Annotated in this window: 21 protein-coding genes and 1 pseudogene; 12 read left to right on the top strand and 10 right to left on the bottom strand. The window is 65.7% G+C overall.

Annotated features, from left to right (window positions below):
- Window positions 1-14 precede the first annotated feature (14 nt).
- The 5 genes from EN874_RS22605 to EN874_RS22585 all read left to right on the top strand — a co-directional run bounded on the left by EN874_RS22605 (window position 15) and on the right by EN874_RS22585 (window position 4,400).
- On the top strand, window positions 15-692 hold the full coding sequence (locus tag EN874_RS22605; RefSeq protein ID WP_126084981.1) for a CvpA family protein: 678 nt from the start codon (window positions 15-17) through the stop codon (window positions 690-692).
- Between the two features lie 102 nt (window positions 693-794).
- Window positions 795-2,276 (top strand): amidophosphoribosyltransferase, encoded by a 1,482-nt coding sequence (gene purF / locus EN874_RS22600; RefSeq protein ID WP_127427361.1) that lies wholly within the window; start codon window positions 795-797, stop codon window positions 2,274-2,276.
- Between the two features lie 27 nt (window positions 2,277-2,303).
- The gene (locus tag EN874_RS22595) at window positions 2,304-3,047 is read left to right on the top strand and encodes an SDR family NAD(P)-dependent oxidoreductase (protein ID WP_127427360.1); all 744 of its coding nucleotides are present in this window, start codon (window positions 2,304-2,306) and stop codon (window positions 3,045-3,047) included.
- An 86-nt stretch (window positions 3,048-3,133) separates the two neighbouring features.
- A complete protein-coding gene (locus EN874_RS22590; RefSeq protein ID WP_127427359.1) occupies window positions 3,134-3,775 on the top strand; it encodes a hypothetical protein in 642 nt (213 codons plus the stop codon).
- A gap of 400 nt (window positions 3,776-4,175) precedes the next feature.
- Window positions 4,176-4,400 (top strand): hypothetical protein, encoded by a 225-nt coding sequence (locus EN874_RS22585; RefSeq protein ID WP_124996320.1) that lies wholly within the window; start codon window positions 4,176-4,178, stop codon window positions 4,398-4,400.
- Between the two features lie 29 nt (window positions 4,401-4,429).
- Here EN874_RS22585 and EN874_RS22580 read toward each other — a convergent pair.
- Window positions 4,430-4,714, bottom strand: a pseudogene (locus EN874_RS22580) (OsmC family protein); the annotation flags it as partial.
- 55 nt (window positions 4,715-4,769) lie between these two features.
- Here EN874_RS22580 and EN874_RS22575 point away from each other — a divergent pair.
- Together EN874_RS22575 and EN874_RS22570 are read left to right on the top strand one after the other, a co-directional pair.
- Window positions 4,770-5,246: a VOC family protein gene (locus tag EN874_RS22575; protein WP_127427358.1), complete on the top strand. Its 477-nt coding sequence runs from the start codon at window positions 4,770-4,772 to the stop codon at window positions 5,244-5,246.
- Window positions 5,247-5,514: 268 nt separating this feature from the next.
- Window positions 5,515-7,017, top strand: a complete 1,503-nt coding sequence (locus EN874_RS22570; protein ID WP_127427357.1) for a peptidase S10 — start codon at window positions 5,515-5,517, stop codon at window positions 7,015-7,017.
- A 21-nt stretch (window positions 7,018-7,038) separates the two neighbouring features.
- Here EN874_RS22570 and EN874_RS22565 read toward each other — a convergent pair whose 3' ends face one another.
- A complete protein-coding gene (locus EN874_RS22565; RefSeq protein WP_127427356.1) occupies window positions 7,039-7,470 on the bottom strand; it encodes a nuclear transport factor 2 family protein in 432 nt (143 codons plus the stop codon).
- 247 nt (window positions 7,471-7,717) lie between these two features.
- Here EN874_RS22565 and EN874_RS22560 point away from each other — a divergent pair, with 247 nt between their 5' ends.
- The gene (locus tag EN874_RS22560; RefSeq protein WP_245513627.1) at window positions 7,718-8,635 is read left to right on the top strand and encodes a DMT family transporter; all 918 of its coding nucleotides are present in this window, start codon (window positions 7,718-7,720) and stop codon (window positions 8,633-8,635) included.
- 135 nt (window positions 8,636-8,770) lie between these two features.
- On the opposite strand, the gene EN874_RS22555 is transcribed toward EN874_RS22560, so the two are convergent.
- Entirely contained in the window at window positions 8,771-9,619 is an 849-nt protein-coding gene (locus tag EN874_RS22555; RefSeq protein ID WP_127427355.1) for a LysR substrate-binding domain-containing protein, read from the bottom strand.
- Between the two features lie 114 nt (window positions 9,620-9,733).
- Between EN874_RS22555 and EN874_RS22550 the strand changes: the two genes are divergently transcribed.
- Together EN874_RS22550 and EN874_RS22545 are read left to right on the top strand one after the other, a co-directional pair.
- Window positions 9,734-10,141, top strand: coding sequence for a 4-oxalocrotonate tautomerase family protein (locus EN874_RS22550; protein WP_127427354.1), 408 nt, complete (start codon window positions 9,734-9,736; stop codon window positions 10,139-10,141).
- A gap of 124 nt (window positions 10,142-10,265) precedes the next feature.
- Window positions 10,266-12,488: an AMP-binding protein gene (locus tag EN874_RS22545; RefSeq protein WP_127427353.1), complete on the top strand. Its 2,223-nt coding sequence runs from the start codon at window positions 10,266-10,268 to the stop codon at window positions 12,486-12,488.
- A 3-nt stretch (window positions 12,489-12,491) separates the two neighbouring features.
- Here EN874_RS22545 and EN874_RS22540 read toward each other — a convergent pair whose 3' ends face one another.
- Window positions 12,492-13,235 (bottom strand): phosphatidylcholine/phosphatidylserine synthase, encoded by a 744-nt coding sequence (locus EN874_RS22540; RefSeq protein WP_245468285.1) that lies wholly within the window; start codon window positions 13,233-13,235, stop codon window positions 12,492-12,494.
- Between the two features lie 75 nt (window positions 13,236-13,310).
- The gene (locus EN874_RS22535; protein ID WP_127427352.1) at window positions 13,311-14,009 is read right to left on the bottom strand and encodes a phosphatidylserine decarboxylase; all 699 of its coding nucleotides are present in this window, start codon (window positions 14,007-14,009) and stop codon (window positions 13,311-13,313) included.
- A 185-nt stretch (window positions 14,010-14,194) separates the two neighbouring features.
- Here EN874_RS22535 and EN874_RS22530 point away from each other — a divergent pair, with 185 nt between their 5' ends.
- Window positions 14,195-15,091 (top strand): SMP-30/gluconolactonase/LRE family protein, encoded by an 897-nt coding sequence (locus tag EN874_RS22530; protein ID WP_127427351.1) that lies wholly within the window; start codon window positions 14,195-14,197, stop codon window positions 15,089-15,091.
- Here the strand turns inward: EN874_RS22530 and EN874_RS22525 are convergent.
- The 4 genes from EN874_RS22525 to EN874_RS22510 all read right to left on the bottom strand — a co-directional run bounded on the left by EN874_RS22525 (window position 15,067) and on the right by EN874_RS22510 (window position 19,635).
- Window positions 15,067-15,408, bottom strand: coding sequence for an antibiotic biosynthesis monooxygenase (locus EN874_RS22525; protein WP_127427350.1), 342 nt, complete (start codon window positions 15,406-15,408; stop codon window positions 15,067-15,069). The genes EN874_RS22530 and EN874_RS22525 overlap by 25 nt on opposite strands.
- Window positions 15,409-15,556: 148 nt before the next feature.
- Complete coding sequence (locus EN874_RS22520) at window positions 15,557-17,440, bottom strand: ABC transporter ATP-binding protein/permease (protein WP_127427349.1); 1,884 nt, start codon at window positions 17,438-17,440, stop codon at window positions 15,557-15,559.
- A 27-nt stretch (window positions 17,441-17,467) separates the two neighbouring features.
- The gene (locus EN874_RS22515) at window positions 17,468-17,788 is read right to left on the bottom strand and encodes a metalloregulator ArsR/SmtB family transcription factor (protein ID WP_127427348.1); all 321 of its coding nucleotides are present in this window, start codon (window positions 17,786-17,788) and stop codon (window positions 17,468-17,470) included.
- Window positions 17,789-18,054: 266 nt separating this feature from the next.
- Window positions 18,055-19,635, bottom strand: a complete 1,581-nt coding sequence (locus tag EN874_RS22510) for a LysM peptidoglycan-binding domain-containing protein (protein ID WP_127427347.1) — start codon at window positions 19,633-19,635, stop codon at window positions 18,055-18,057.
- Window positions 19,636-19,752: 117 nt separating this feature from the next.
- On the opposite strand from EN874_RS22510, the gene EN874_RS22505 reads away from it, so the two are divergent.
- Window positions 19,753-20,364: a TIGR00730 family Rossman fold protein gene (locus EN874_RS22505; RefSeq protein ID WP_127427346.1), complete on the top strand. Its 612-nt coding sequence runs from the start codon at window positions 19,753-19,755 to the stop codon at window positions 20,362-20,364.
- Window positions 20,365-20,513: 149 nt separating this feature from the next.
- On the opposite strand, the gene EN874_RS22500 is transcribed toward EN874_RS22505, so the two are convergent.
- The gene (locus EN874_RS22500; RefSeq protein ID WP_127427345.1) at window positions 20,514-21,413 is read right to left on the bottom strand and encodes a LysR substrate-binding domain-containing protein; all 900 of its coding nucleotides are present in this window, start codon (window positions 21,411-21,413) and stop codon (window positions 20,514-20,516) included.
- Window positions 21,414-21,439 lie beyond the last annotated feature (26 nt).

Raw genomic sequence — 21,439 nt, 5'->3', positions numbered from 1 at the left:
GTGGGGCGAAAGACATGCCGATTACGCTGCTTGACGGAATTCTCGTCGGCTTCACCCTGGTCTCGGCAATGCTTGCCATGGTGCGCGGCTTTTCCCGCGAGGTGCTGTCGGTGGTTTCCTGGGCAGCGGCGGCGGCGGCGGCTTTCTTCTTCTACAAGCCGGTCCTGCCCTACGTTCAGCCCTATGTCGACAACGACAAGATCGCCATGGCGGCTGCCGCCGGCGTCGTCTTCGTCATCGCGCTGATCGTCGTCTCGGTGATCACCATGAAGATCGCCGACTGGATCATCGATTCGCGCATCGGCGCTCTCGACCGCACGCTCGGCTTCCTCTATGGCGCTGCCCGCGGCATCCTGGTCGTGGCGGTGGCGCTTCTGTTCTTCAACTGGCTGGCCGGCGCCAAGGCGCCCGCCTGGGTCGCCAACGCCAAGTCGCGGCCGCTGCTGGAGACGATCGGCGCAAAGCTCGAAAGCGTGCTGCCCGAGAACACGGAAGAACTGGTCAACAAATACACCCACAAGGGCACGGCCACGACCGAGACGCCGCCGACCACGGACCAGCCCCTGGCCGAACCGCCGGCGACCGGCGAAGACAACGCGCCGGCGCCCGACGACAGCGAGGGCGAGGCTCCGGCCGACAACGAGCCGACGCCGGCCCCTGCCCCGGCTCCCGCTCCGGCGCCGGCAAATTGATTTCAGGCCGGCCGTGACGGCCGGCCTCGTGCTCTTTGTGAATGCGTTGCTTTCGACGAGCGATCGCCCTATATGGCGATTTTAGCGGAGCTTGAGCCCGACATGGCAGACCCGAAGGCAGACGCAGGCGACGTGCTTTCCGCCGAGGCCGACGATCATTTCCACGACGAGTGCGGCGTGTTCGGCATCTTCGGCCGGCAGGACGCCGCAGCCATCGTCACACTCGGGCTCCACGCCCTGCAGCATCGCGGCCAGGAAGCGGCCGGCATCGTCTCCTATGACGGTACCCAGTTCCACGTCGAGCGCCATGTCGGCCTGATCGGCGATACCTTCACCAAGCAGAACGTCATCGACCGTCTGCAGGGCAACCGCGCCATCGGCCACACGCGCTACGCCACCACCGGCGGCGCCGGCCTGCGCAACATCCAGCCTTTCTTCGCCGAGCTTGCCGAGGGCGGCCTGGCGGTCGCCCATAACGGCAATCTCACCAATGCGCTCACCGTGCAGCGCGTGCTGCAGAAGCAGGGCTCGATCTTCTCGTCCACCTCCGACACCGAGACGCTGCTGCACCTGGTCGCGACCAGCAAGGAACGCGATCTGAATTCGCGTTTCATCGACGCGGTTCGCCAGGTCGAAGGCGCCTTCTCGCTGGTGGCGATGACGGCCAAGAAGATGATCGGCTGCCGCGATCCGCTTGGGATCAGGCCGCTGGTGCTGGGCGACCTCGACGGCGCCTGGATCCTCGCTTCCGAAACCTGCGCGCTCGACATCATCGGCGCCCGCTTCGTGCGCGACATCAAGCCCGGCGAGATGGTGGTGGTCACCTCCAAGGGCATCGAGAGCCTGTTCCCCTTCGAGCCGCAGAAGACCCGCTTCTGCATCTTCGAATATGTCTATTTCGCGCGGCCGGATTCCTCGGTCGAGGGCCGCAACGTCTATGAGGTCCGCAAGCGCATCGGCGCCGAGCTGGCGCAGGAGAACCCGGTCGAGGCCGATATCGTCGTGCCGGTGCCGGATTCCGGCACGCCGGCGGCGATCGGCTTTTCCCAGGCAGCGGGGATTCCCTTCGAGCTCGGCATCATCCGCAACCACTATGTCGGGCGCACCTTCATCCAGCCTGGCGATTCCATTCGCCACATGGGCGTGAAGCTGAAGCACAACGCCAACCGCCGCATGATCGAGGGCAAGCGCGTGGTGCTGGTCGACGATTCGATCGTGCGCGGCACCACCAGCCAGAAGATCGTGCAGATGGTGCGCGACGCCGGCGCCAGGGAAGTGCATATGCGCATCGCCTCGCCGCCGACAAGCGCGTCGTGCTTCTACGGCGTCGACACGCCGGAGAAGTCGAAGCTCCTGGCATCGCGCATGTCGGTCGAGGAGATGGCCGAGTTCATCCGCGTCGACTCCCTCGGCTTCCTGTCGATCGACGGGCTCTACCGCGCTGTCGGCGAAGCGCGCCGCGACAACGACCAGCCGCAGTTCTGCGACGCCTGCTTCACCGGCCAGTACCCCACCCGCCTGCTCGATTTCGAAGGCCACGACAATGTGCGCACGCTGTCGCTGCTGGCGAGCAGCGGGTCATAAGCCGGGCCACCTCACGGAAGCTTTCGCATGACCATCGACCTCTCCGGCCGCGTCGCGGTCGTCACCGGCGCCTCGCGCGGCATCGGCTATTTCATCGCCAGGGAACTGGCGGCGGCCGGCGCGCATGTGGTTGCGGTCGCCCGCACCGTGGGCGGGCTGGAGGAACTCGACGACCAGATCAAGACCGACGGCCGCGGACAGGCCACGCTGGTGCCGCTCGACCTTACCGACATGGCCGGCATCGACCGGCTGGGCGGCGCGATCCATGAGCGCTGGGGCAAGCTCGACATATTGGTGGCGAACGCCGCCATCCTCGGCGTTGTCTCGCCGATCGGCCATGTCGAGGCCAAGACTTTCGAGAAGGTGATGACCCTCAACGTCACCGCGACCTGGCGGCTGATCCGCTCGGTCGACCCGCTGCTCCGGCTCTCCGATGCCGGCCGCGCCATCATCATGTCCTCCAACGCGGCGCATTCGGCGCGCGCCTTCTGGGCGCCCTACGCGGCCTCGAAAGCCGCGGTCGAGACGATGATGCGCTCCTGGGCGCATGAGACCGAGAGCCTGCCGCTGCGCGTCAACGCCGCCGATCCGGGCGCCACCCGCACGGCGATGCGCGCCCAGGCCATGCCCGGCGAGGATCCGGAGGCTCTGCCGCACCCTTTGGAGATCGCCAAACGCATCGTGCCGCTGGCGAGCCCTGCGTTGAAGCAGACCGGCTTGATCTTCCAGGCCAAGCACAACCGCTTCGTCGCCTACCGGCAGCCCGAATAGACCCGACAAAGCTGGGTTTGAGGCGGATTAAACAGGCCTCCGGCAACGTTCTTCGAATGTAGACATTCGAAAACCGGAGGATCGACATGCGCAGACTTCTTCTCGTTGCCGCCACCGCGGTGGCCGCCGCTCTTGCCGCCACGGCAGGCGCGGCGCTGTCGCAAGACGCCAAGACGAGTTTCTTCGTCACCAGTGTCGGCTCCGGCAAGGGCGCCGATCTCGGCGGCCTGAAGGGTGCTGACGCGCATTGCGCCTCGCTGGCGGAGGCGGCCGGCGTCACCGGCAAGACCTGGCACGCCTATCTTTCCACCAGCGCCGAGGATGCGCGCGACCGCATCGGCAAGGGTCCCTGGTTCAACGCCAAAGGCGAGAAGATCGCCGACGATGTCGCCTCGCTGCACGGCGACGCCAACGGCATCACCAAGCAGACGGCGCTCAACGAGAAAGGCGAAGTGGTCAACGGCCGCGGCGACAAGCCCAACCGGCATGACGTGCTGACCGGCTCGAAGCCCGACGGCACGAAGATCGCCGACCAGACCCGCGGCGACTGGACGATGAGCGGCGCGGAGGGCGCCGTCATGATGGGCCATCACGACCGCAGCGGGTTGGACGATTCGGCGGCGGCGAAATCATGGAATTCCTCGCATCCCTCGCGCGGCGGCTGCAGCCAGGAGGCGCTGAAGGGCACCGGCGGCGACGGCCTGTTCTACTGCTTCGCAGTCGAGTGAGCACTCCGGATCGGTTCGTCGTCTCGCGGAACGACGAACTGATCTATCGTGCTTGGTTTGCCGCAACTCCTAACCGGAAAACCGCTTCACACTTTTCCTGGAATTGCTTTGTTTGACGCAATTCCTGACGGAAAACTGCTTCGCACTTTTCCTGGAATTGCTTTGTTTGCCGCAACTCCTAACCGGAAAACCGCTTCACACTTTTCCTGGAATTGCTTTGTTTGACGCAATTCCTGACGGAAAACCGCTTCACACTTTTCCTGGAATTGCTTTGGGCGAAAGCCCTCTTCACGGGTCTGTGAACGGGTTGGCGGAAGCGTGTTCCGCCGCCCTGCTTTCGCCATTTGCGGGGAGTTGCTAGGATCGGTCCGACTCCCACATCGAGCAAAGAGGAATTCCCATGGCTGCCACTCCCAGTGTCGCGTTGGTCTGGTATCTGGTGATCGCCGGCCCGCAAGGCGGCATGGTGGTGCTGCCCAGCACCTTCGACACCCGCGAACAGTGCACCAATGCGATTGCCGAATATCAGAAGCAGCCGACACCGCAGGGCTGGGCCGTGCAATGCGTGCCGAGCGCCTCGCCGTTTACCGACGAAGGCGATGCGGAGGAGCCGTCGGCGCAGTAGCGCGAGCCAGTCCCTCATCGAGGGGGGGATCAGCGCCCCGCGCTCACCGTCAACGCCGGCTTGCTGTTGATCGTCTGGAACACCACGCAGTGGCGTTCGGTGAGCTTCAGCAGCGAATCGATGCGCTCCTGCGGCTCGTCGGTGTCGAGGCCGAATTTCAGCCGGATCTCGCGAAACCCGACCGGCGCGTCGCGGGCGACGCCGGGCGTGCCGCGAAAATCGACGTCGCCCTCGGCCTCGACGGTGGCGTTGCGGAGCTTGAACTCCAGCACCGTCGCGACCGCCTTCAGCGTCACGCCGGCGCAGGCGACCAGATCGTGCGAAACTCGAACGTCCTTCGGCCGTTGTCCAACAGAAAGGAGACCCAGCATGGCCAAGGTGACCTCGCATCTGTGGTTCGAAAAGGACGCGCGGCAGGCAGTGGAGTTCTATGTCGCCACCATTCCCAATTCGGCGATCGGCCGCACCACGGACGTGGCGGCGGACAATCCGAGCGGTCCCGCCGGCAGCGTCAAGATCATCGAATTCGTGCTCGACGACCAGAATTTCATCGCGCTCGAAGCCGGTCCGCTCGACCCGTTCAACCATTCCTTCTCGATCCTGGTCGAGCTCGAGAGCCAGGCCGAGATCGACCGCATCTGGAACGCCTTTCTCGACAAGGGCGGCAAGGCCGAGCAATGCGGCTGGCTGAAGGACCGCTGGGGCCTGTCGTGGCAGATCGTGCCGAAAATCCTCGGCGACATGGCCGCCCATCCCGACCGCGAGCGCGCCAAACGAGCCACGGAGGCAATGCTTGGCATGGTGAAGATCGATGTCGCGGCGCTGGAGAGGGCGTTTGGGGGATGAGTGTCGTACGCGGTTCAACGCATCATAGAAGGCGGCCAGCATATTCCAGCCTGGGTTCCTCGCCCCCACGACAGTGGGGCAGAGGTGGCTCGGCGTAGTTGAGAAGGGGGAGCGCCCTACGAAGGCCCTTCTCCGTCCGCTTCGCGCACACCTCTCTCCCGCTTTGCGGGGGCGAGGAACCCAAGGCTTGAGACGCTTTCTGTTCCATCCCCTTTGACTTCGCCCCTTCCGGCCATACCTTTGCGGAGGTCGTTGGCGCGGAGGTCTCATGCGGTCCAAGTTGAAGCTCGTCCCCCTCGTTCTCCTGGCGCTCACAGCCTTCGCGCAGCCAGCCCCCGCCGAAACACCGGAACGGCCGGCGCCGGCCGGCGGCGTCTTGTCGCTCCTGCCGCCGCCGCAGGTGACCGAACATTCGATCACGCTTGGTGAGCGCAAGCTCGACTACCAGGCCAAGGCCGGCACACTGTCGCTTCTGTCCGGCAAGGGCGAGGTCACGGCGGAAATCTTCTACGTCGCCTACACGCAGCAATCGCCCGCCCCGGCGAAGGAGCGTCCGATCACCTTCGTCTTCAACGGCGGGCCGGGCGCGGCGTCGGCCTATCTGCATCTTGGCGCGCTCGGCCCGCGCATCGTCGCCACCGCGGCCGACGGCGAATTCCTGCCATCGCCGCAGAAGCTTATCGACAATCCGGACAGTTGGCTCGACATGACCGACCTCGTCTTCGTCGATCCGGTCGGAACCGGCTACAGCCGCGAGGCGCCGGACCAGGACACGAAGGCGTTCTGGGGCGTCGACCAGGACGCCAGTTCGGTCGGCGCCTTCATCCGCCTCTATCTGGCACAGAACGGCCGCACAGCTTCGCCGCTCTTCCTCGCCGGCGAAAGCTATGGCGGCTTCCGTGCCGCGCTGCTCGCCAGGACGCTGCAGGACGACGTGGGCCTCAGCCCCAGCGGCATCGTCCTGATCTCGCCGGCGCTGGAATTCATGCTGGTGCGGCCGGACCAGTTCGACCAGTTGCACTGGGCGCTCGAACTGCCCTCGCTGGCGGCGGCGCGGCTTCGCGCCGACGGCGTCAGCGGCGAGGCGCTGCGCGACAGGCTGGCCGAGGTCGAGCACTATGCGCTTGGCGACTATCTGACGGCGCTCAACAGCGGGCTGGAGCAAGGCGGAAAGCTGGCCAGCGGGCGGGTAGCGGAAATCACCGGCCTGCCGCTCCATCTCGTCGAGCGCAATTTCGCCCGCGTCCGGACCGGCCTGTTCGCGCGCGAATTCCAGCGCGCCAAGGGCAAGGTGCTCAGCCCTTACGACGCCATGGTCGCGACCAGCGACATCGCGCCGGAAAGCGCCCAAATCGCCGGCCCCGATCCGGTGCTCGACCGCAGCGTGCCGGTGCTGACCTCGGCCTTCGTCGGCTATGCGCGCGATGAACTGAACTACCGCACCGATGTCAGCTACCGGCTGCTCAACGGCGAGGTCAGCCACAATTGGGACTACGGCACCTCCGGCCAGGGTTATGCCGGGGTGATGAACGATCTGCAGCGGGCGCGCTCGCTCAATCCGTCGCTCGGCGTCGTCATCGTCAACGGCTACACCGATCTCGTCACGCCCTATCTCGCCTCGCGCTATCTGGTGAACCAGCTTCCCACGCTCGCCGACGCCAAGCCGATCCGCCTCGATGTCGTCGAGGGCGGCCACATGATGTATCTCAGGCCGGACGGCAGGCGCGCACTGAAGGAAGCGGCGTCCGAACTCTACCAGGCGACGCAGTAGGGTGGTGGCACGCGCTCGAGGTCACGAACCGGTTCCACCGCCGGCCGTTGGCGGGCGGCGCCCGGAGAGGGCTTCAACCGCGTCTTCGATGCCGACAACCTCCCGCTCGACGTCCTCCAGATACAGCCGCCCGGCCACAATCTGATCGTCGATGATTTCGAACAGCGTGACACCGCGCACCTCGAAGGGTTGCCCGTCGGAGCGAGTACCCGACCAATGCCATTCGACCCACGTCGTGTCACCGTCCCGGACCGAGCGCGTGACCGCCGCATGGAAATCAGGAATTCCCGCGAACATGGCCTGCCAGTTGGCTCGCATCTGGTCGCGGCCGACGAAGGCTCTGCCCGGGTGCGCCGGCTGGACGCTGCGATAGTTCTCGTGGATGAGAGCGGTGATAGCGTCGAGATGATGCGCGTTCATCGCGCTCACCAGTCGATCGATCACGTCAGTCATCGAAACTCCCGGACTTATGCAACGCACGCATTGGCGCACGCCCTGGTATGAGCCACGCCGATCAATCCGCGATCCTCAAAATTACCGGATTGGGCTTTGTCCGTCCATCATTGCAGGCCCCGAACATGCTCGCCTGCTCCTGCCCCAACGCAAGGGTGGAGCTGGCGCAGAGGCGCGCCGGCTGCGCCATGGGATGGTATCTGCTGCTGACAGCAGGGTGTCAGGACGGCAGGCGTAGCCTGATGACATGACGGATTCTCTCGACATGCCCGACACGCTCAGGCACGGCGCGGCCAGCATCGCGGCCGAACGCACGCTCGGCATCGTGCTGGTCTCTGCGTCGGCGATCGCCTTCGCGCTCACCGGCGTGCTGACCAAGTCGATCCATGCCGATCCGCTGACCATCACCTGCTGGCGCGGCTTCTTCGGCTCGATCCTGATCACCTTTTATGTGCTTTGGCGCAGGCGGCGTTCGGGCGGGCGCGAGAGTCTCACGCTGGGCTGGCGCGGCTGGCTGCTGGCCGTCGAAGGTGCGGCCGCCAGCATTGCCTTCATCTCGGCCTTCAAATTCACCTATGTCGCCAATGTCGCGGTGATCTACGCGACCTCGCCCTTCATCGCGGCGCTGCTCGCCTTGCTGCTGGTGCGGGAGAAATTCCGGCTGCAGACGATGCTGGCGGCGGCGGTGTCGCTTTGCGGCGTCGCCATCATGGTGGGCGGCGGCCTCGGCAGCGGCCACCTGTTCGGCGATGGCCTGGCGCTTTTGATGACCGCCGGCAGCGCGCTCTACATGATCATGGTGCGCGCCTTCCACGATTCGCCCGTCGTCTGGGCCGGCGCAGTGTCCGCCTTCCTGCTCTTCGTGCTCGGCTGGTTCGTCACCGATCCGCTGGCCGTCTCGACCCGCGACCTGGTGCTGCTTGCCAGCTTCGGCTGCTCCTTCGCGCTGGCCTCGATCCTGTGGACGGAGGGCTCGCGGCTGATCCCTGCCGCCGAATCCGGCCTGCTGGGCTCGGCCGAGGTGCCGTTCGCCATCCTGTTTGCCTTGCTGTTCCTCGGCGAAATCCCGCCCATCGCCAGCATCGTCGGCGGCGCCATCGTGCTTGGCGCGGTGTTCGCGCATGCCGGGCGCGACTGGATGAAGGCGAAATCGGCGCGTTCGTAAATTTTTTTCGCGGTCACGGAACCATCATCCGACTCACGCATTGTTAGGTCGACGGGTCACCCCCCAAGTCCCCCCAAACCCCTCGACCCGTCCGACTAGAAGCCGACCCGCAAAAAGGTCGGCTTTTTCTTTTCTTCAGGACGCCAGGCCGCTGCCGAGAAGCTCGGCCAGATCCCGCGCCGGCCGGCCTGCCTCGCGGCTGAGCCGGATAGCAAAATCGGCGAGCGGCAAGGGTGGGAGGTCGAGGTCGGGAGACGCCTCTAGAATACCGGAATGCGCGAAGCGCCACGTGCGCGGCGTCAGCGCGATGCCGGCATTGACCGCCGCGCGCAGGCCGGCAAGACTGGCACTGCCGGCGGCGATGCGATAGCGGCGGCCGGCGGCGTCGAGCGCATCGAGCGCAGCCTCCCTGAAGCCGCAATAGGGGTCGAGCAGCGCCAGCGGCACCGCTTCCTGCCGCGTCGCCAGCCCTTTTTCCGAGGAGAGCCACAGCATCGGCTCGCTGATCAGCGCTACTTCATCGGGTGATGGCGCCTGGCGCATGGTGATCGCAAGGTCGAGCTGACCTGCCTGCAGCGCCGATCCGAGCTCCAGCGAGCGGCCGACGCGCAACTCGATCCTGACGCGCGGATGGCTGGCGGCGAAGGCCCTGAGCAGCTCCGGCAGGCCATGATCGGCAAAGTCCTGCGTGGTGCCGATGGCGATGCGACCGCCGGCCCGCGCGCCTTTCAGCGCCAGCCAGGCTTCGGTGTGGACGGCAAGGATGCGCCTGGCATGGCCGACAAGGTCCTCGCCGGCCGGCGTCAGGCCGCGCCCCCTGCCCTGGGGGCTGAGCAACGGCTCGCCGACGATCTCCTCCAGCCGCTGCATCTGCGCGGTGATCGCCGATGGCGATCGACCGACAGCGGACGCCGCCTTGGCGAGCGAGCCGCCCTCGACAAAGGCAAGGAACGTCTTCAGCAGATCGGGATCGAGTGTTTCCATAGTTCGACAATATCGAAGTGTTTGTCAAAAACAATTCGATTTTTTTTGATTCAATGATGATGACATGATCCTTCCATCGACGGCGCGACGCCGCCGAACCCGAAGGAGAAAAAAATGCCGATCATCAATATCAGCGTCACCGGCAAGCCGGATGCAAAGCTTTCCGCCGCGATCGCGAAAGACGTAACCGAGATCACGGCCACGCATTTGCGCAAGGACCCCACCATCACCGCGGTCGCGGTCAGCTATATCGACCCGCAGCACTGGTTCGCCGGCGGCAAGTCGCTCGCCGAGCACGGGACCAGCACCTTCTGGCTCGATATCAAGGTGGTGGACGGCACCAACACCAAGCTCGAGCTCGAAGCCTATCTCAAGGCGATCTTCGACGCCTTCGGCCGCCTGCTCGACGGCGTGCATGAGGAAAGCTATGCGCTGGTGCATGAGGTGCCGGCGGCGGCCTACGGCTTTGGCGGCAAGTCGCAGGAATTCCGGTTCATCAGCGGGCGGTTGAAGGCGGCGTAGCGCCGGCGCGCCCACTTCTCCCGCAAGGGGGGGAAGGAGAGCGCATTGACCTTCCCCCCACTTCCGCTACCCTCTGCCACCGAAGCGGCCGCCAAGAGCCGCTGGAGGACGTTGGGAGAGCGGCATGATCCTGACATTGGCGCTGCTTGCCGGTGTTGTCTTTGCCTGGCTGCTGATCGGCCTGATCGAGAGGTTCAGGCTCGACCTGCGCTTCACCCAGGCGCTGCTCTACGTGCCGTTCAAGCTCGCCTACCGCATCGCCGACAACCGCATCCGCATTGCCCGCAATGCGCGGACGCCGGTCATCTATGTCGTCTCGCACCAGTCGCGCATCGAGCCGGCGCTGATGCTGTCGCTGTTGCCCGACGACACGCTGCATATCCTGGACGAGGCCTCGGCGCGCTCGCCATGGCTGGAACCGTGGCGCGAGCTTGCCCGCACCATCGCCTTCAACGCCGAGCATGTCTTCGTCAGCCGCCGGCTGGTGCGCGTGCTGAAGGGCAAGGGTCGGCTTGCCGTCTATCTGCCCGACACGGTCGAGCCTGACGTCAAGTCGTTCCGGCTGTTCCGCGCCATCACCCGCATCGCCATGCAGGCCGACGCCCGAATCGTGCCGATCTTCGTCGCCGGTTCACGCGACCTGCCGGTGTCGCTGACGCCGGCCGACAAGGCGCCGCGCCACTGGTTCCCGCGGCTGTCGCTCAGCGTGCTGGAGCCGATGACCGTCGCCGAACTGGTGGCGCGCAACCCCGACATGGCGTCGAACACCAACGCGCTGTTCGACCGTTTCGCCGAAGCGCGGCTTTACGGCAGCAATCTCGACCGTGGCCTGTTCCTGGCCATGCGCGATGCGGCGGATCGCGTCGGCGCCTCGCATCCGATCATCGAAGACGTCATTTCGGGCGCGCTCAGCTACCGCAAGATGTTCATCGGCGCGCGCGTGCTCGGCCGCCGCTTCGAGGCGGCGACCGCGCCCGGCGAAGCGGTCGGCCTGCTGTTGCCCAACGCCAATGGCGTGGTGCTTTCATTCGTCGGTCTGATCTCGGCGGCCCGCGTCGCGGCGATGATCAACTACACCGCCGGACCGGCGAGCGTGATAGCGGCGATCCGCACCGCCGTTATCAGGACGGTTGTTTCCTCCCGCGCTTTCATCGAGAAGGCCGGCATCGACGATATCGTCGCCGCCGTCGAGGCAGGTGGCGCGAAGATGCTATGGCTGGAGGACGTGCGCGAAAGCGTGACGGGATTGGACAAAGTCGCCGCGGCGCTTTTCTGGCGCTTGCCGCTGCAGCGCCAGGATGCGGCCAAGCCGGCGGTGATCCTGTTCACCTCCGGTTCGGAAGGCACGCCGAAGGCGGTGGTGCTGTCGCACCGCAACCTTCTTGCCAACGCCATGCAGGCCGAGGCGCGCATCACCGTCTCGCCATCCGACATCCTGCTCAACGTGCTGCCGGTGTTCCATTCCTTCGGGCTGACCGGCGGCACCATCCTGCCGCTGGTGACCGGGGTGAAATTGTTCCTCTACCCTTCGCCGCTGCACTACAAGATCATTCCGGAGATCGCGCGCAAGGTGAAGCCGACGGTGATGTTCGGCACCGACACTTTCCTTGCCAATTATGGCCGCACCGCCAAGGACGGCGACTTCTCGAGCCTGCGCTTCGTGGTGGCCGGCGCCGAGGCCGTGAAGCCGGAGACCAGGCGCGTCTACCGCGACCGTTTCGAGGCGTCGATCATCGAGGGCTTTGGGCTGACTGAGGCGGCGCCGGTGGTGGCGGTGAACACCGCGATCCACAACCGCGACGGCACGGTCGGCCGGCTGCTGCCGGCGATCCGCATGAAGCTCGAGCCGGTCGAGGGCATCAGCGACGCCGGCCGGCTGTGGCTCGACGGGCCGAACATGATGATGGGCTACATGACCGCCGACCGGCCGGGCGAATTGCAGCCGCTCGAAGGCTGGCACGATACCGGCGACATCGTGTCGGTCGACCGCGACGGCTTCATCACCATCCGAGGTCGCGCAAAACGCTTCGCCAAGATCGCCGGCGAGATGGTGTCGCTGGGCGCGGTCGAGATGCTGGTGCAGTCGCTGTGGCCGGAAGAACGCCACGCGGCGGTGGCGGTGCCCGACAAAAGGCGCGGCGAGCGCATCGTGCTGGTAACCACGGCCGACGACGCCAATCCGGAAGAGCTGCGCCAGTTCGGCAAGAAGGCAGGCGCGGCGGAGCTGATGGTGCCGAACGACATCATCAAGGTGGAAGAAATCCCTGTGCTGGGTTCCGGCAAGACCGACTATGTCTCGGCCCGCAAGCTCGCGATCGACCGGCTGGGGCTGAGTGCCGCGGCGTAGCGCCTACCCGATATCCGAAGGCGGCACCTTCTCGCCTTCGCGCATGGCCCGCTTCGAATAGGCGCGCACCGAGAACGGCAGGAACAGCAGGTAGCCGGCGACCGAGGCGGTCAGCGTGTACCAGGGATAGGCCATCAACAGCAGGATATAGAGCACGACGCCTAGGATGACCGGCAGCACCCTGTCGCCCGGCACCTTGACGCTCTTGCCCGAATAGACCGGCAGCCGGCTGACCAGAAGGAAGGCGACCAGCACGGTGAAGCCGGTGGCGATGAAGGCCGCAGGCCGGCTGGGCTCCAGCCCGAGCCGCAGGAAATAGAGATAGCAGGGCAGCATCACCAGCACCGCGCCGGCCGGCGCAGGCACGCCGACGAAATATTCTGTCTGCCAGGCCGGCTGGTCGGTGTCGTCGGCCAGCACGTTGAAGCGGGCCAGCCGCATGCCGCAGGCGATGGTGAAGAGGAGCGCGGCGATCCAGCCCGGCGAGCCGGCGCGATCGAGCAGGAAGGCGTAGAGCACCAGCGCCGGCGCGACGCCGAAATTGACGATGTCGGCCAGCGAATCCATCTGCGCGCCGAATTTCGAGGTCGCCTTCAGCATGCGCGCCAGGCGGCCGTCTATGCCGTCGAGGAAGGCAGCGAGCAGCACCATGACGACGGCCGGCTCGAAACGGTCCTCGAAGGCGAAGCGGATGCCCGACAGGCCCGCGCAGATGGCAAGCACGGTAACCAGGTTGGGCAGCACCATGCGCATCGGGATCTCGCGGATGCGCGGGCCGCCGCTTGCGTGAGCCTCGAATTTCTTGAAGGGCGCGCCCACGTCTCAGGAAATCCTGACCAGCGGGGCGACGGCCACGCCGCCGAACTCCGCTAGCACCGTCTCGCCGCCCACAGCCGTCTGGCCGACGGCAACGCGCGGCACGGCGCTCGCGGGCAGGAAGACGTCGACACGCGAGCCGAAGCGGATCAGCCCAAAACGCTCGCCGATCCCGATCGAGCCGCCCTGCTCGGCCCAGCAGACGATGCGGCGGGCGACCAGCCCGGCGATCTGCACCGCGGCGATCGTGCCGTTGGGGCTGTCGATGACCAGGCCGTTGCGCTCGTTCTCGGCGCTTGCCTTGTCGAGCTCGGCATTTAGGAATTTGCCGGGACGATGCTCGATGCGCGTGATCCTGCCGCGCACCGGCGCGCGGTTGATGTGGCAGGAAAAGACATTCATGAACACCGAGATGCGGGTCATCTCGGTGGAACCCAGGCCAAGCTCGCCAGGCGGCACGGCAGGCCCGACCGCCGAGATCACGCCGTCGGCCGGACTCACCACCAGCCGGTCGTCGACCGGCGTGACGCGCTCGGGATCGCGGTAGAAATAGATGCACCAGGCGGTGAGGATCAGCCCGATCCAGAACAGGACGGAAGAGAAATAGCCGAGGAAAAGCGTTCCCGCGCCGAAGGCGGCGATGAAGGGATAGCCCTCGCGATGGATCGGAACGAACGTATTCTTGATCGTGTCGACGAGGCTCATCGGGCTGGGGTGGTTCCTGTTTCAGGTCCGGCCTCAATAGCCGAAAGCCCCCCTCCCCGCAACGCAACAATGGCAGAGAGGCGGGCTCGGATGGCAGGCGGCGCGCGGCAATAACTTTTGCCTCTACTGTCGGAACTCGGCCCTTTCACTCGTCCTTGGCTAGACAACACTCCAAGGAGCCGCCGATGCCATCGCCGAAATCGTCTGCAAGAAGTGCCAGGGTCATCACAGAGGACCTCGCCTTCGGCGAGTCGCCGCGCTGGCGTGAGGGGCGACTCTGGCTCTGCAACTGGGGCACGGGCGAGATTGTCGCCGTGGACGAAGAGGGCAAGAGCGAGGTCATGCTCACCGTGCCGGCCGTCCTGCCCTATTCGATCGACTGGCTGCCCGACGGCCGGCTTCTGGTGGTCTCCGGTCGGGAGGGGCTTCTGCTCCGGCAGGAACGAGATGGAACGCTCGCCACCCATGCCGATCTGAGAGACCTGTCCAAGAACCCATGGAACGAGATCGTCGTCGACGGACACGGCAACATCTATGTCAATGGCGGCGGACCGGCGCCGGCGCCGGGTGAGCATTTTGGGCCGGGCACCATCGTGCTGATCACGCCGAACGGCGCGGTCCGACAGGTGGCCGAGAACATTGCCTTCGCCAATGGCATGGCGGTGGCACCGGACAACCGGGCCCTCATTGTCGCCGAATCCCACGCCAACCGCCTCACCGCCTTCGATATCACGACCGACGGCAGCCTTTCCAACCGCCGCGTTTGGGCGGATCTCGGCAATGATTATCCCGACGGAATATGCATCGATGCCGAGGGTTGCGTCTGGTACGCCGACGTGCCCAACCGGCACTGCGTCAGGGTGCGCGAGGGCAGTGCGAAAATCGACAAGGTCGAGGTCGATCGCGGCTGCTTTGCCTGCATGCTGGGCGGCGCCGGCGGCAGGACGCTGTTCATCGTTGCCGCCGAATGGCGCGGTTTCGAGAACATGGTGAGCGACGCCCGCACCGGTCAGGTGCTGAGCGCCGCCGTTTCCTCGCCTGGGGCGGGATGGCCGTCTTATGATTCCGGCACGCGCTGGTAGTTGGCGATGTCGGCCTTGACGCCGAGGCGAGCGATCGTCTCCGGCGGGCTGAAGGCGATGCGCTCATGCGCTGCCTTGACGATCGGCACCACCTTGTCGACGGCCGCCTGGCTTTCCCATTCGACCATGGTGACGATGTTGAATTCGCCGGGGCCGGAGAACTGCTCGAGCAGGAAATCCTGCACGAAGCCTTCCTGCCGGCGCAGCAATTCATGCGTCATGAATACCTTGGCGAGGATCTCGTCACGCGCTTCCGCTGGGACGACGAACTTGTCGACCCGGAACACGCTGCCATCGCTTTGATTCTTATTGCTCATTTCGATCCGTCTCCGTTCTTTAACGACTTGTTTCGCAGGGGCTCGGAGACGGTTTGCAAGCTCAAGATAGGTTGAGGTCAAGGAGAATTTTCGCGTGACGTTGACACTGCTGATCTCCCCCACAAGGGGGATTGGCGCTTCGCCGCTCCTACGAAACCTCCGACGTCCTCCGCCGCACGATCACACCCAGCTCGTCGGTCTCGCGGGCGATGCGCAGGCGCTCCTCGGCTTCGGTGGCCTCGCGCTGGCGGTCCCACATGGAGGCGTAGAGGCCGTGCCTGGCGAGCAGCGCCGCATGGGTGCCGCGCTCGGCGATCTGGCCGTCCTTGAGCACGATGATCTCGTCGGCCGAGATCACCGTCGACAAGCGGTGGGCGATGACGATGGTGGTGCGGCCCTTGCTGACGAGGTCGAGTGCTGCCTGGATCTCCTGCTCGGTCTGGGTGTCGAGCGCCGAGGTCGCCTCGTCGAGCATCAGGATCGGCGGTGCCTTGAGGATGGTGCGAGCGATCGCCACGCGCTGCTTCTCGCCGCCGGAGAGCTTCAGCCCGCGCTCGCCGACCATCGAGCGATAACCCTCGGGCAGCTTGGCGATGAACGGCCCGATCTGGGCGAGCTCGGCCGCCTTGCGCACCTCCTCCTCGCTGGCGCCGACGCGGCCGTAGCGGATGTTGTAGGCGATGGTGTCGTTGAAGAGCACGGTGTCCTGCGGCACCATGCCGAGCACAGCGCGCAGGCTCTCCTGCGTGACATCGCGGATGTCCTGGCCGTCGATCAGCACCTGGCCGCGCTGGACGTCGTAGAAGCGGAACAGGAGCCTGGAGACGGTCGACTTGCCGGCGCCGGAGGGGCCGACGATGGCGACCGTCTTGCCGGCCGGCACCTCGAAGGAGACGCCTTTCAGGATCTTGCGGTTCGGATCGTAGGAGAAGTGCACGTCGCGGAATTCGACCTTGCCGGCACTCACCTTCAACGGCCTGGCATCCGGCTTGTCGACGATCTCCTGCGGCACGTCGAGCAGGTCGAACATGTGCTCGATGTCGGTCAACCCCTGCCGGATCTCACGATAGATGAAACCGATGAAGTTGAGCGGCACCGAAAGCTGCATCAGCATGGCGTTGATGAAGACGAAATCGCCGACCGACTGCGTGCCGGCCTGCACCTCGAGCGCCGACATGCACATGACGATGACGGTGCCCAGCCCGAAGATGACGCCCTGGCCGAAGTTCAGCCAGCCGAGCGAGGTCCAGGTTTTCGTCGCGGCGGTCTCGTAGCGCGCCATGGAACGGTCGAAGCGCTCGGCCTCCATGCGCTCGTTGGTGAAATATTTGACCGTCTCGAAATTCAAGAGCGAGTCGATCGCCTTGGTGTTGGCATCGGTGTCGCTGTCGTTCATGTCGCGGCGGATCGAGATGCGCCAGTCGCTGGCCTTGACCGTGAACCAGACGTAGATCCAGACGGTGACCGCCACCACGGCCACGTATTTCCAGCCATAGGTGTAGGCGAAGATGCCGGCCGTCAGCGCGAATTCGAGGATGGTCGGCGCCGTGTTCAGCATGACGAAGCGCACGATCGTCTCGATGCCCTTGGTGCCGCGCTCGATGATGCGCGACAGGCCGCCGGTGCGGCGCTCCAAATGGAAACGTAGCGACAGCTGATGCATGTGGACGAAGGTGCGGAAGGCGAGCTGGCGCACCGCATACTGACCGACGCGGGCGAACAGTGCGTCGCGCAGCTGGTTGAAGCCGAGCTGCACCAGCCTCAGCACGTTGTAGGCGATGACCAGCATCACCGGCGCCAGCATGAAGGCGGGCAGCGGCGGCGGTGTCTTCGAGCCGTGGGCCAGCGCATCGGTCGCCCATTTGAAGAAATAGGGGCCGGCGACCAGCGTGACCTTGGCGACGACCAGGAGCAGCGTCGCCCAGGTGACCCGGGCTCTTAAGTCGGCGCGGTCGGCCGGCCACATATAGGGCCACAGGTTGCGTAGTGTGGTGAGGGTGCCGGATTCGGCGGAGACGGTCTTGTCGGCCACTATTTCTTGCCTTTTGGGTGAGAGGGTTCAGCGGCTGGCGCAGCAGGAGTTGACGAGGTCATGGAGCGAGGCGGACACGCTCGCGAGCGCCGCGTGATCGACCGCGTACCGCGAGCGCTGGCGGTCGGCCTCGAAGCGGACCAGCCCGGCCTCGACCAGGATTTTCAGATGTTGCGAAACCGTCGACTGGGCGAGGTCGAGATGATCGACCACCTCGCGGCAGGAGCAGCAGCGGCTGGCCGAGAGACGCTTCAGGATCTCGATGCGCGCCGGATGCGAAAGTGCCGCAAACCGCGCGGCAACGGCGCGGCTGTCGGGGGCGCGGTTGTCGGATTGGGATTCGGTCATCGTTCATCGGCGATAGACGATGAACGATGCGAGGGCAAGCTAGGCGAATGGGTAGATCGTCGGAACTGCCAATCTCCCCCCTTGTGGGGGAGATGTCCGGCAGGACAGAGGGGGGCGCGAAGGAACGCGGCCTCTTCCAATCTGGCCAACATGCACCGCCCACCGCGTTTTATGCAGACTGTATAGACTGAGAAGCCGGCGGGACAGCGCCCCCCTCTGCCTGCCGGCATCTCCCCCACAAGGGGGGAGATCAGCTAATCGCCACCCTACTCCGCCTTTGGCGTGGTCATCTGGTCGCCGATGGCCTTCATATCGGCCGGCTCGCCTTCCTTGGACTTGCCGGGGACCTTGAAGACCTGGCCGGGCCAGATGCGGTCGGGATCGCGGATCTGGTCCTGGTTGGCGAGATAGATGGTCGAGAAGCGGGTGCCATGGCCGTAGACCCGCCGCGAGATGCGCCAGAGCGTGTCATTGCGGCGGATGATGACGGCGCCGTCGGCGTGTTCGAGCTTCGGCGCGACCGTCTCCGCCACACCGGCCGACGGCGTCGCTTCCGCGACTTTGGCAGGAGCCTCGGCGCCCGGCGCCGCCGAGTCGGCGGGCTTGGTCTCAGCGGCTGCTGCGGGCTTGGCTTCGGAGGACTGGGCTTCGGCGGACTTTGCCTCCGCGGACTTTGCCTCCGCGGACTGGGACCCGGCACCCTGGACCTGCGTGAGCTTTTTTCCAGCCGGCTTGGTCTCGCTCGGCGCGACGGCGGCAATCGACTCGCCGGGCTCGCGTTCGAACGGCACGGCGGCGCGGGCGACGACCTTGACGCCGTCGTCATCCAGGCCGTCGACATGGATGGTGTGGCTGCCGACGGGAATGTCGCGCGCCGCCTCGATCAGGAAATGGCCATCGGGCGAGGTATTGGCCTCGCCAAGCAGGATGTCATCGGCATAGGCGCGCACCTTGCGGCCGGGATCTGCAGTGCCGGCGACAAAGATCTTGCTGCCGTCGATCTCGACCGCCTCGACGGCGATCTTGGGCTCGGCCGCCGCGGGCGCCGGCGTCGCGGGAGCCTGGCCGGTAGCAGCCGGAGCAGCCGCCGTAGGCGCTGTCGCCGTGGCGGACGCCGCCGGGGCGGCAGCCTGGTCGGTGGCGGCCGGTGCGGCCGGCTTGGCCTCCGGCTGCGGAACGGTGAGCAGTTCGGACGGCTTGCCCGGCTCCTCGACCATCGCCAGCACCTGGCCGGTCGGGCTCTGCGGCACCGAGACGACGGCCGTCTGCGCCGACGCAACGGCGACGCCGCCGGCTGTCGAGCGCAGCGTGATCGTGTAGTCACCGGGCTTCAGCGGATCGTCGAGCACGATGGCGAAGGCGCCGTCGGAGCCGGCATCGGTCGACCCAAGCACCGTCCCGCCATTCAGGATCTCGACCTTGGCGTTGGGCGCGGCGCTGCCGGCGACGACGATCGAGCCGTCGCCTTCGACGCGCACGACATCGAAGGTCGGCAGCACCGGACCGGCGGCGGGCGCCTGAGCGGCCGGGGCCGAAACTGCCGGAGCCGTCGCATTGCTGGCCGGTGCCATTGCGTTGTTGGCGGGCGCCATCTTGTTGGCCGGCGCCACGGTGTTGTTGGCCGGTGCCATCGTGTTGGCCGGGGCTTGCGCCTGCGGCAGGCGCCCCTCGGTGGACGTGCTCGAGGATTCAGCCGGCTTCGTGTCCGCTTGCGGAAGCGCCGCGACCTGTGCCGGTTTCTCTTTGTTGATATACGGGTCGAGCGCGCCCGACCCGTAGGCGACCGCCGCGACGACGGCAACGCCGCCCGCCGCGAACAAGAACGCCTTTGAAGGATTGATAGCCATAATCTTTTCTGCCCCCTTAGCCACCTAACGCCGGTCTAGCGTGTTTTAACCAGTGCTACAAGAAAAAGCCCGCCCATGGGCTTGACCGCGCCAACTGGTCCCATCACCAATCATCCCATGAACACGATTCGATCCGTCTGCGTCTATTGCGGTTCGTCTCCGGGCCGCGACGAAGCCTATGTCAAGGCCGGCCACCTGCTCGGCCGCTCGCTGGCCAAGTCGGGCCTGCGCCTGATCTATGGCGGCGGCACAAAGGGCATCATGGGCGCCGTCGCCGACGGAGCGATCAAGGCCGGCGGCCAGGTGACCGGCATCATCCCGCGCTTCCTGATCAACAGGGAGGCAACCCAGACCGCTCTCGACAAGCTCGACGAGTTGTTGATCACCGACAACATGCACGAGCGCAAGCACCGGATGTTCGAGAAGTCCGACGCCTTCGTGGCGCTGCCGGGCGGCATCGGCACGGTCGAGGAGATCGTCGAGATCATGACCTGGGCGCAGCTCGGCCATCACCGCAAGCCGATCGTGTTCGCCAACATCAAGGGCTTCTGGGACCCGATGCTTTCGCTGATCGAGCACATGTCGGGCGAAGGCTTCATCCACACCGCACATAGGGTGAAGCCGCTGGTGGTGAACGACCCCGAGGCCATCGTCGCCGCTATCATGGTCGCCGGATCGTCGGTCGACGCGCCGACGGAGGGTGTGCAGGCGGTGATCGACAAGATGTAGTGAATGGTGAATGGTGAATGGTGAATGGTGAATGGTGAATGGTGAATGGTGAATGGTGAATGGTGAATGGTGAATGGCAGGGATCGCTCGGCGTCCCACTGAATGCTACTGTTATTATTCACTATTCACTATTCACTATTCACTATTCACTATTCACCATTCACTACACCACCTACTGCCCTCCTCAAATCTCCAATCACCGCCCTCCGATCATTGCGGCGCCACGCGAGATGGATGACGACAATGCGCCCGAACCACGGCAGGTCGCGGAAGACGATTCCCGGCGGCGCTGCGGCGCGCAGACTGTCCTGGACCGTCGCCAGACCAAGCCCGGCGCTGACCAGGCCGAGCGAGGTCAGCGGGTCGGCTGTCTCATAGGCGATGTCGGGCACGAAGCCGGCCTCGACACAAGCCGCCAGGAACTGCGCGCGATTGGTGTCATCGGGCTGACGCACGACAGTGATCCAGACGCGGCCGTCGAGATGATCCGGCCGGATGTCGGCGACATCAGCAAGCAGATCGCCCTCGGGGATTGCCAGCACCAGCTGTTCGCGCCGCACCAGCATGCTCTCGATATCCGGATCGCCCTTCGGCGCCGGCGCATAGACGAAGCCGAGGTCGAGCGCACGCTGCCGCAGACCTTCGAACTGCGCTGCCGTGCGGCCGCTCCTGAGTTGCAGATGGAAATCCGGCCGCTCGCGGCGGAATTCCTTGAGCATGGCGGCGACCAGCCCGGCGTGCACCGCGCCCTCGACATAGCCGATGGCGAGGCTGCCGGCCGCGCCGCTCGCAAGATTGCGGCCGAGCTCCTCCAGCCGCGCGGCGCTGGCGAGCAGCGCCCGGGCTTCGGCGAGGAAAGCCTTGCCCTCGGCGTTGAGATGGACGCGCCGCTTCGCCCGCTCAAACAACGTGACGCTAAGCTGCTCCTCGAGCTGCATGATCTGCCGGCTCAAGGGCGATTGCGAGATATGCAGCTGCTCGGCGGCGCGGCCGACATTGCCGGCCTCGGCGACGGCGACGAAATATCTTATCTGGCGCAGGTCGAGCATCTTTAAGTCCTGTCAGGTCTTAACTT

The sequence above is a fragment of the Mesorhizobium sp. M1D.F.Ca.ET.231.01.1.1 genome, from assembly GCF_003999155.2.
Lineage (GTDB): Bacteria > Pseudomonadota > Alphaproteobacteria > Rhizobiales > Rhizobiaceae > Mesorhizobium.
The sequence above is the reverse complement of the archived record's forward strand: the minus strand, read 5'-3'. Positions and strand labels throughout refer to the sequence as shown.

What these genes read in the sequence shown, in the direction of transcription:
- EN874_RS22510 (WP_127427347.1), bottom strand. Translation starts at nt 19,635, where the DNA reads ATGGCTATCAATCCTTCAAAGGCGTTCTTGTTCGCGGCGGGCGGCGTT.
- EN874_RS22595 (WP_127427360.1), top strand. Translation starts at nt 2,304, where the DNA reads ATGACCATCGACCTCTCCGGCCGCGTCGCGGTCGTCACCGGCGCCTCG.
- EN874_RS22585 (WP_124996320.1), top strand. Translation starts at nt 4,176, where the DNA reads ATGGCTGCCACTCCCAGTGTCGCGTTGGTCTGGTATCTGGTGATCGCC.
- EN874_RS22500 (WP_127427345.1), bottom strand. Translation starts at nt 21,413, where the DNA reads ATGCTCGACCTGCGCCAGATAAGATATTTCGTCGCCGTCGCCGAGGCC.
- EN874_RS22540 (WP_245468285.1), bottom strand. Translation starts at nt 13,235, where the DNA reads ATGGTGCTGCCCAACCTGGTTACCGTGCTTGCCATCTGCGCGGGCCTG.
- EN874_RS22560 (WP_245513627.1), top strand. Translation starts at nt 7,718, where the DNA reads ATGACGGATTCTCTCGACATGCCCGACACGCTCAGGCACGGCGCGGCC.
- EN874_RS22545 (WP_127427353.1), top strand. Translation starts at nt 10,266, where the DNA reads ATGATCCTGACATTGGCGCTGCTTGCCGGTGTTGTCTTTGCCTGGCTG.
- EN874_RS22505 (WP_127427346.1), top strand. Translation starts at nt 19,753, where the DNA reads ATGAACACGATTCGATCCGTCTGCGTCTATTGCGGTTCGTCTCCGGGC.
- EN874_RS22575 (WP_127427358.1), top strand. Translation starts at nt 4,770, where the DNA reads ATGGCCAAGGTGACCTCGCATCTGTGGTTCGAAAAGGACGCGCGGCAG.
- EN874_RS22515 (WP_127427348.1), bottom strand. Translation starts at nt 17,788, where the DNA reads ATGACCGAATCCCAATCCGACAACCGCGCCCCCGACAGCCGCGCCGTT.
- EN874_RS22550 (WP_127427354.1), top strand. Translation starts at nt 9,734, where the DNA reads ATGCCGATCATCAATATCAGCGTCACCGGCAAGCCGGATGCAAAGCTT.
- EN874_RS22565 (WP_127427356.1), bottom strand. Translation starts at nt 7,470, where the DNA reads ATGACTGACGTGATCGATCGACTGGTGAGCGCGATGAACGCGCATCAT.
- EN874_RS22525 (WP_127427350.1), bottom strand. Translation starts at nt 15,408, where the DNA reads ATGAGCAATAAGAATCAAAGCGATGGCAGCGTGTTCCGGGTCGACAAG.
- EN874_RS22530 (WP_127427351.1), top strand. Translation starts at nt 14,195, where the DNA reads ATGCCATCGCCGAAATCGTCTGCAAGAAGTGCCAGGGTCATCACAGAG.
- EN874_RS22535 (WP_127427352.1), bottom strand. Translation starts at nt 14,009, where the DNA reads ATGAGCCTCGTCGACACGATCAAGAATACGTTCGTTCCGATCCATCGC.
- EN874_RS22605 (WP_126084981.1), top strand. Translation starts at nt 15, where the DNA reads ATGCCGATTACGCTGCTTGACGGAATTCTCGTCGGCTTCACCCTGGTC.
- purF (WP_127427361.1), top strand. Translation starts at nt 795, where the DNA reads ATGGCAGACCCGAAGGCAGACGCAGGCGACGTGCTTTCCGCCGAGGCC.
- EN874_RS22570 (WP_127427357.1), top strand. Translation starts at nt 5,515, where the DNA reads ATGCGGTCCAAGTTGAAGCTCGTCCCCCTCGTTCTCCTGGCGCTCACA.
- EN874_RS22590 (WP_127427359.1), top strand. Translation starts at nt 3,134, where the DNA reads ATGCGCAGACTTCTTCTCGTTGCCGCCACCGCGGTGGCCGCCGCTCTT.
- EN874_RS22555 (WP_127427355.1), bottom strand. Translation starts at nt 9,619, where the DNA reads ATGGAAACACTCGATCCCGATCTGCTGAAGACGTTCCTTGCCTTTGTC.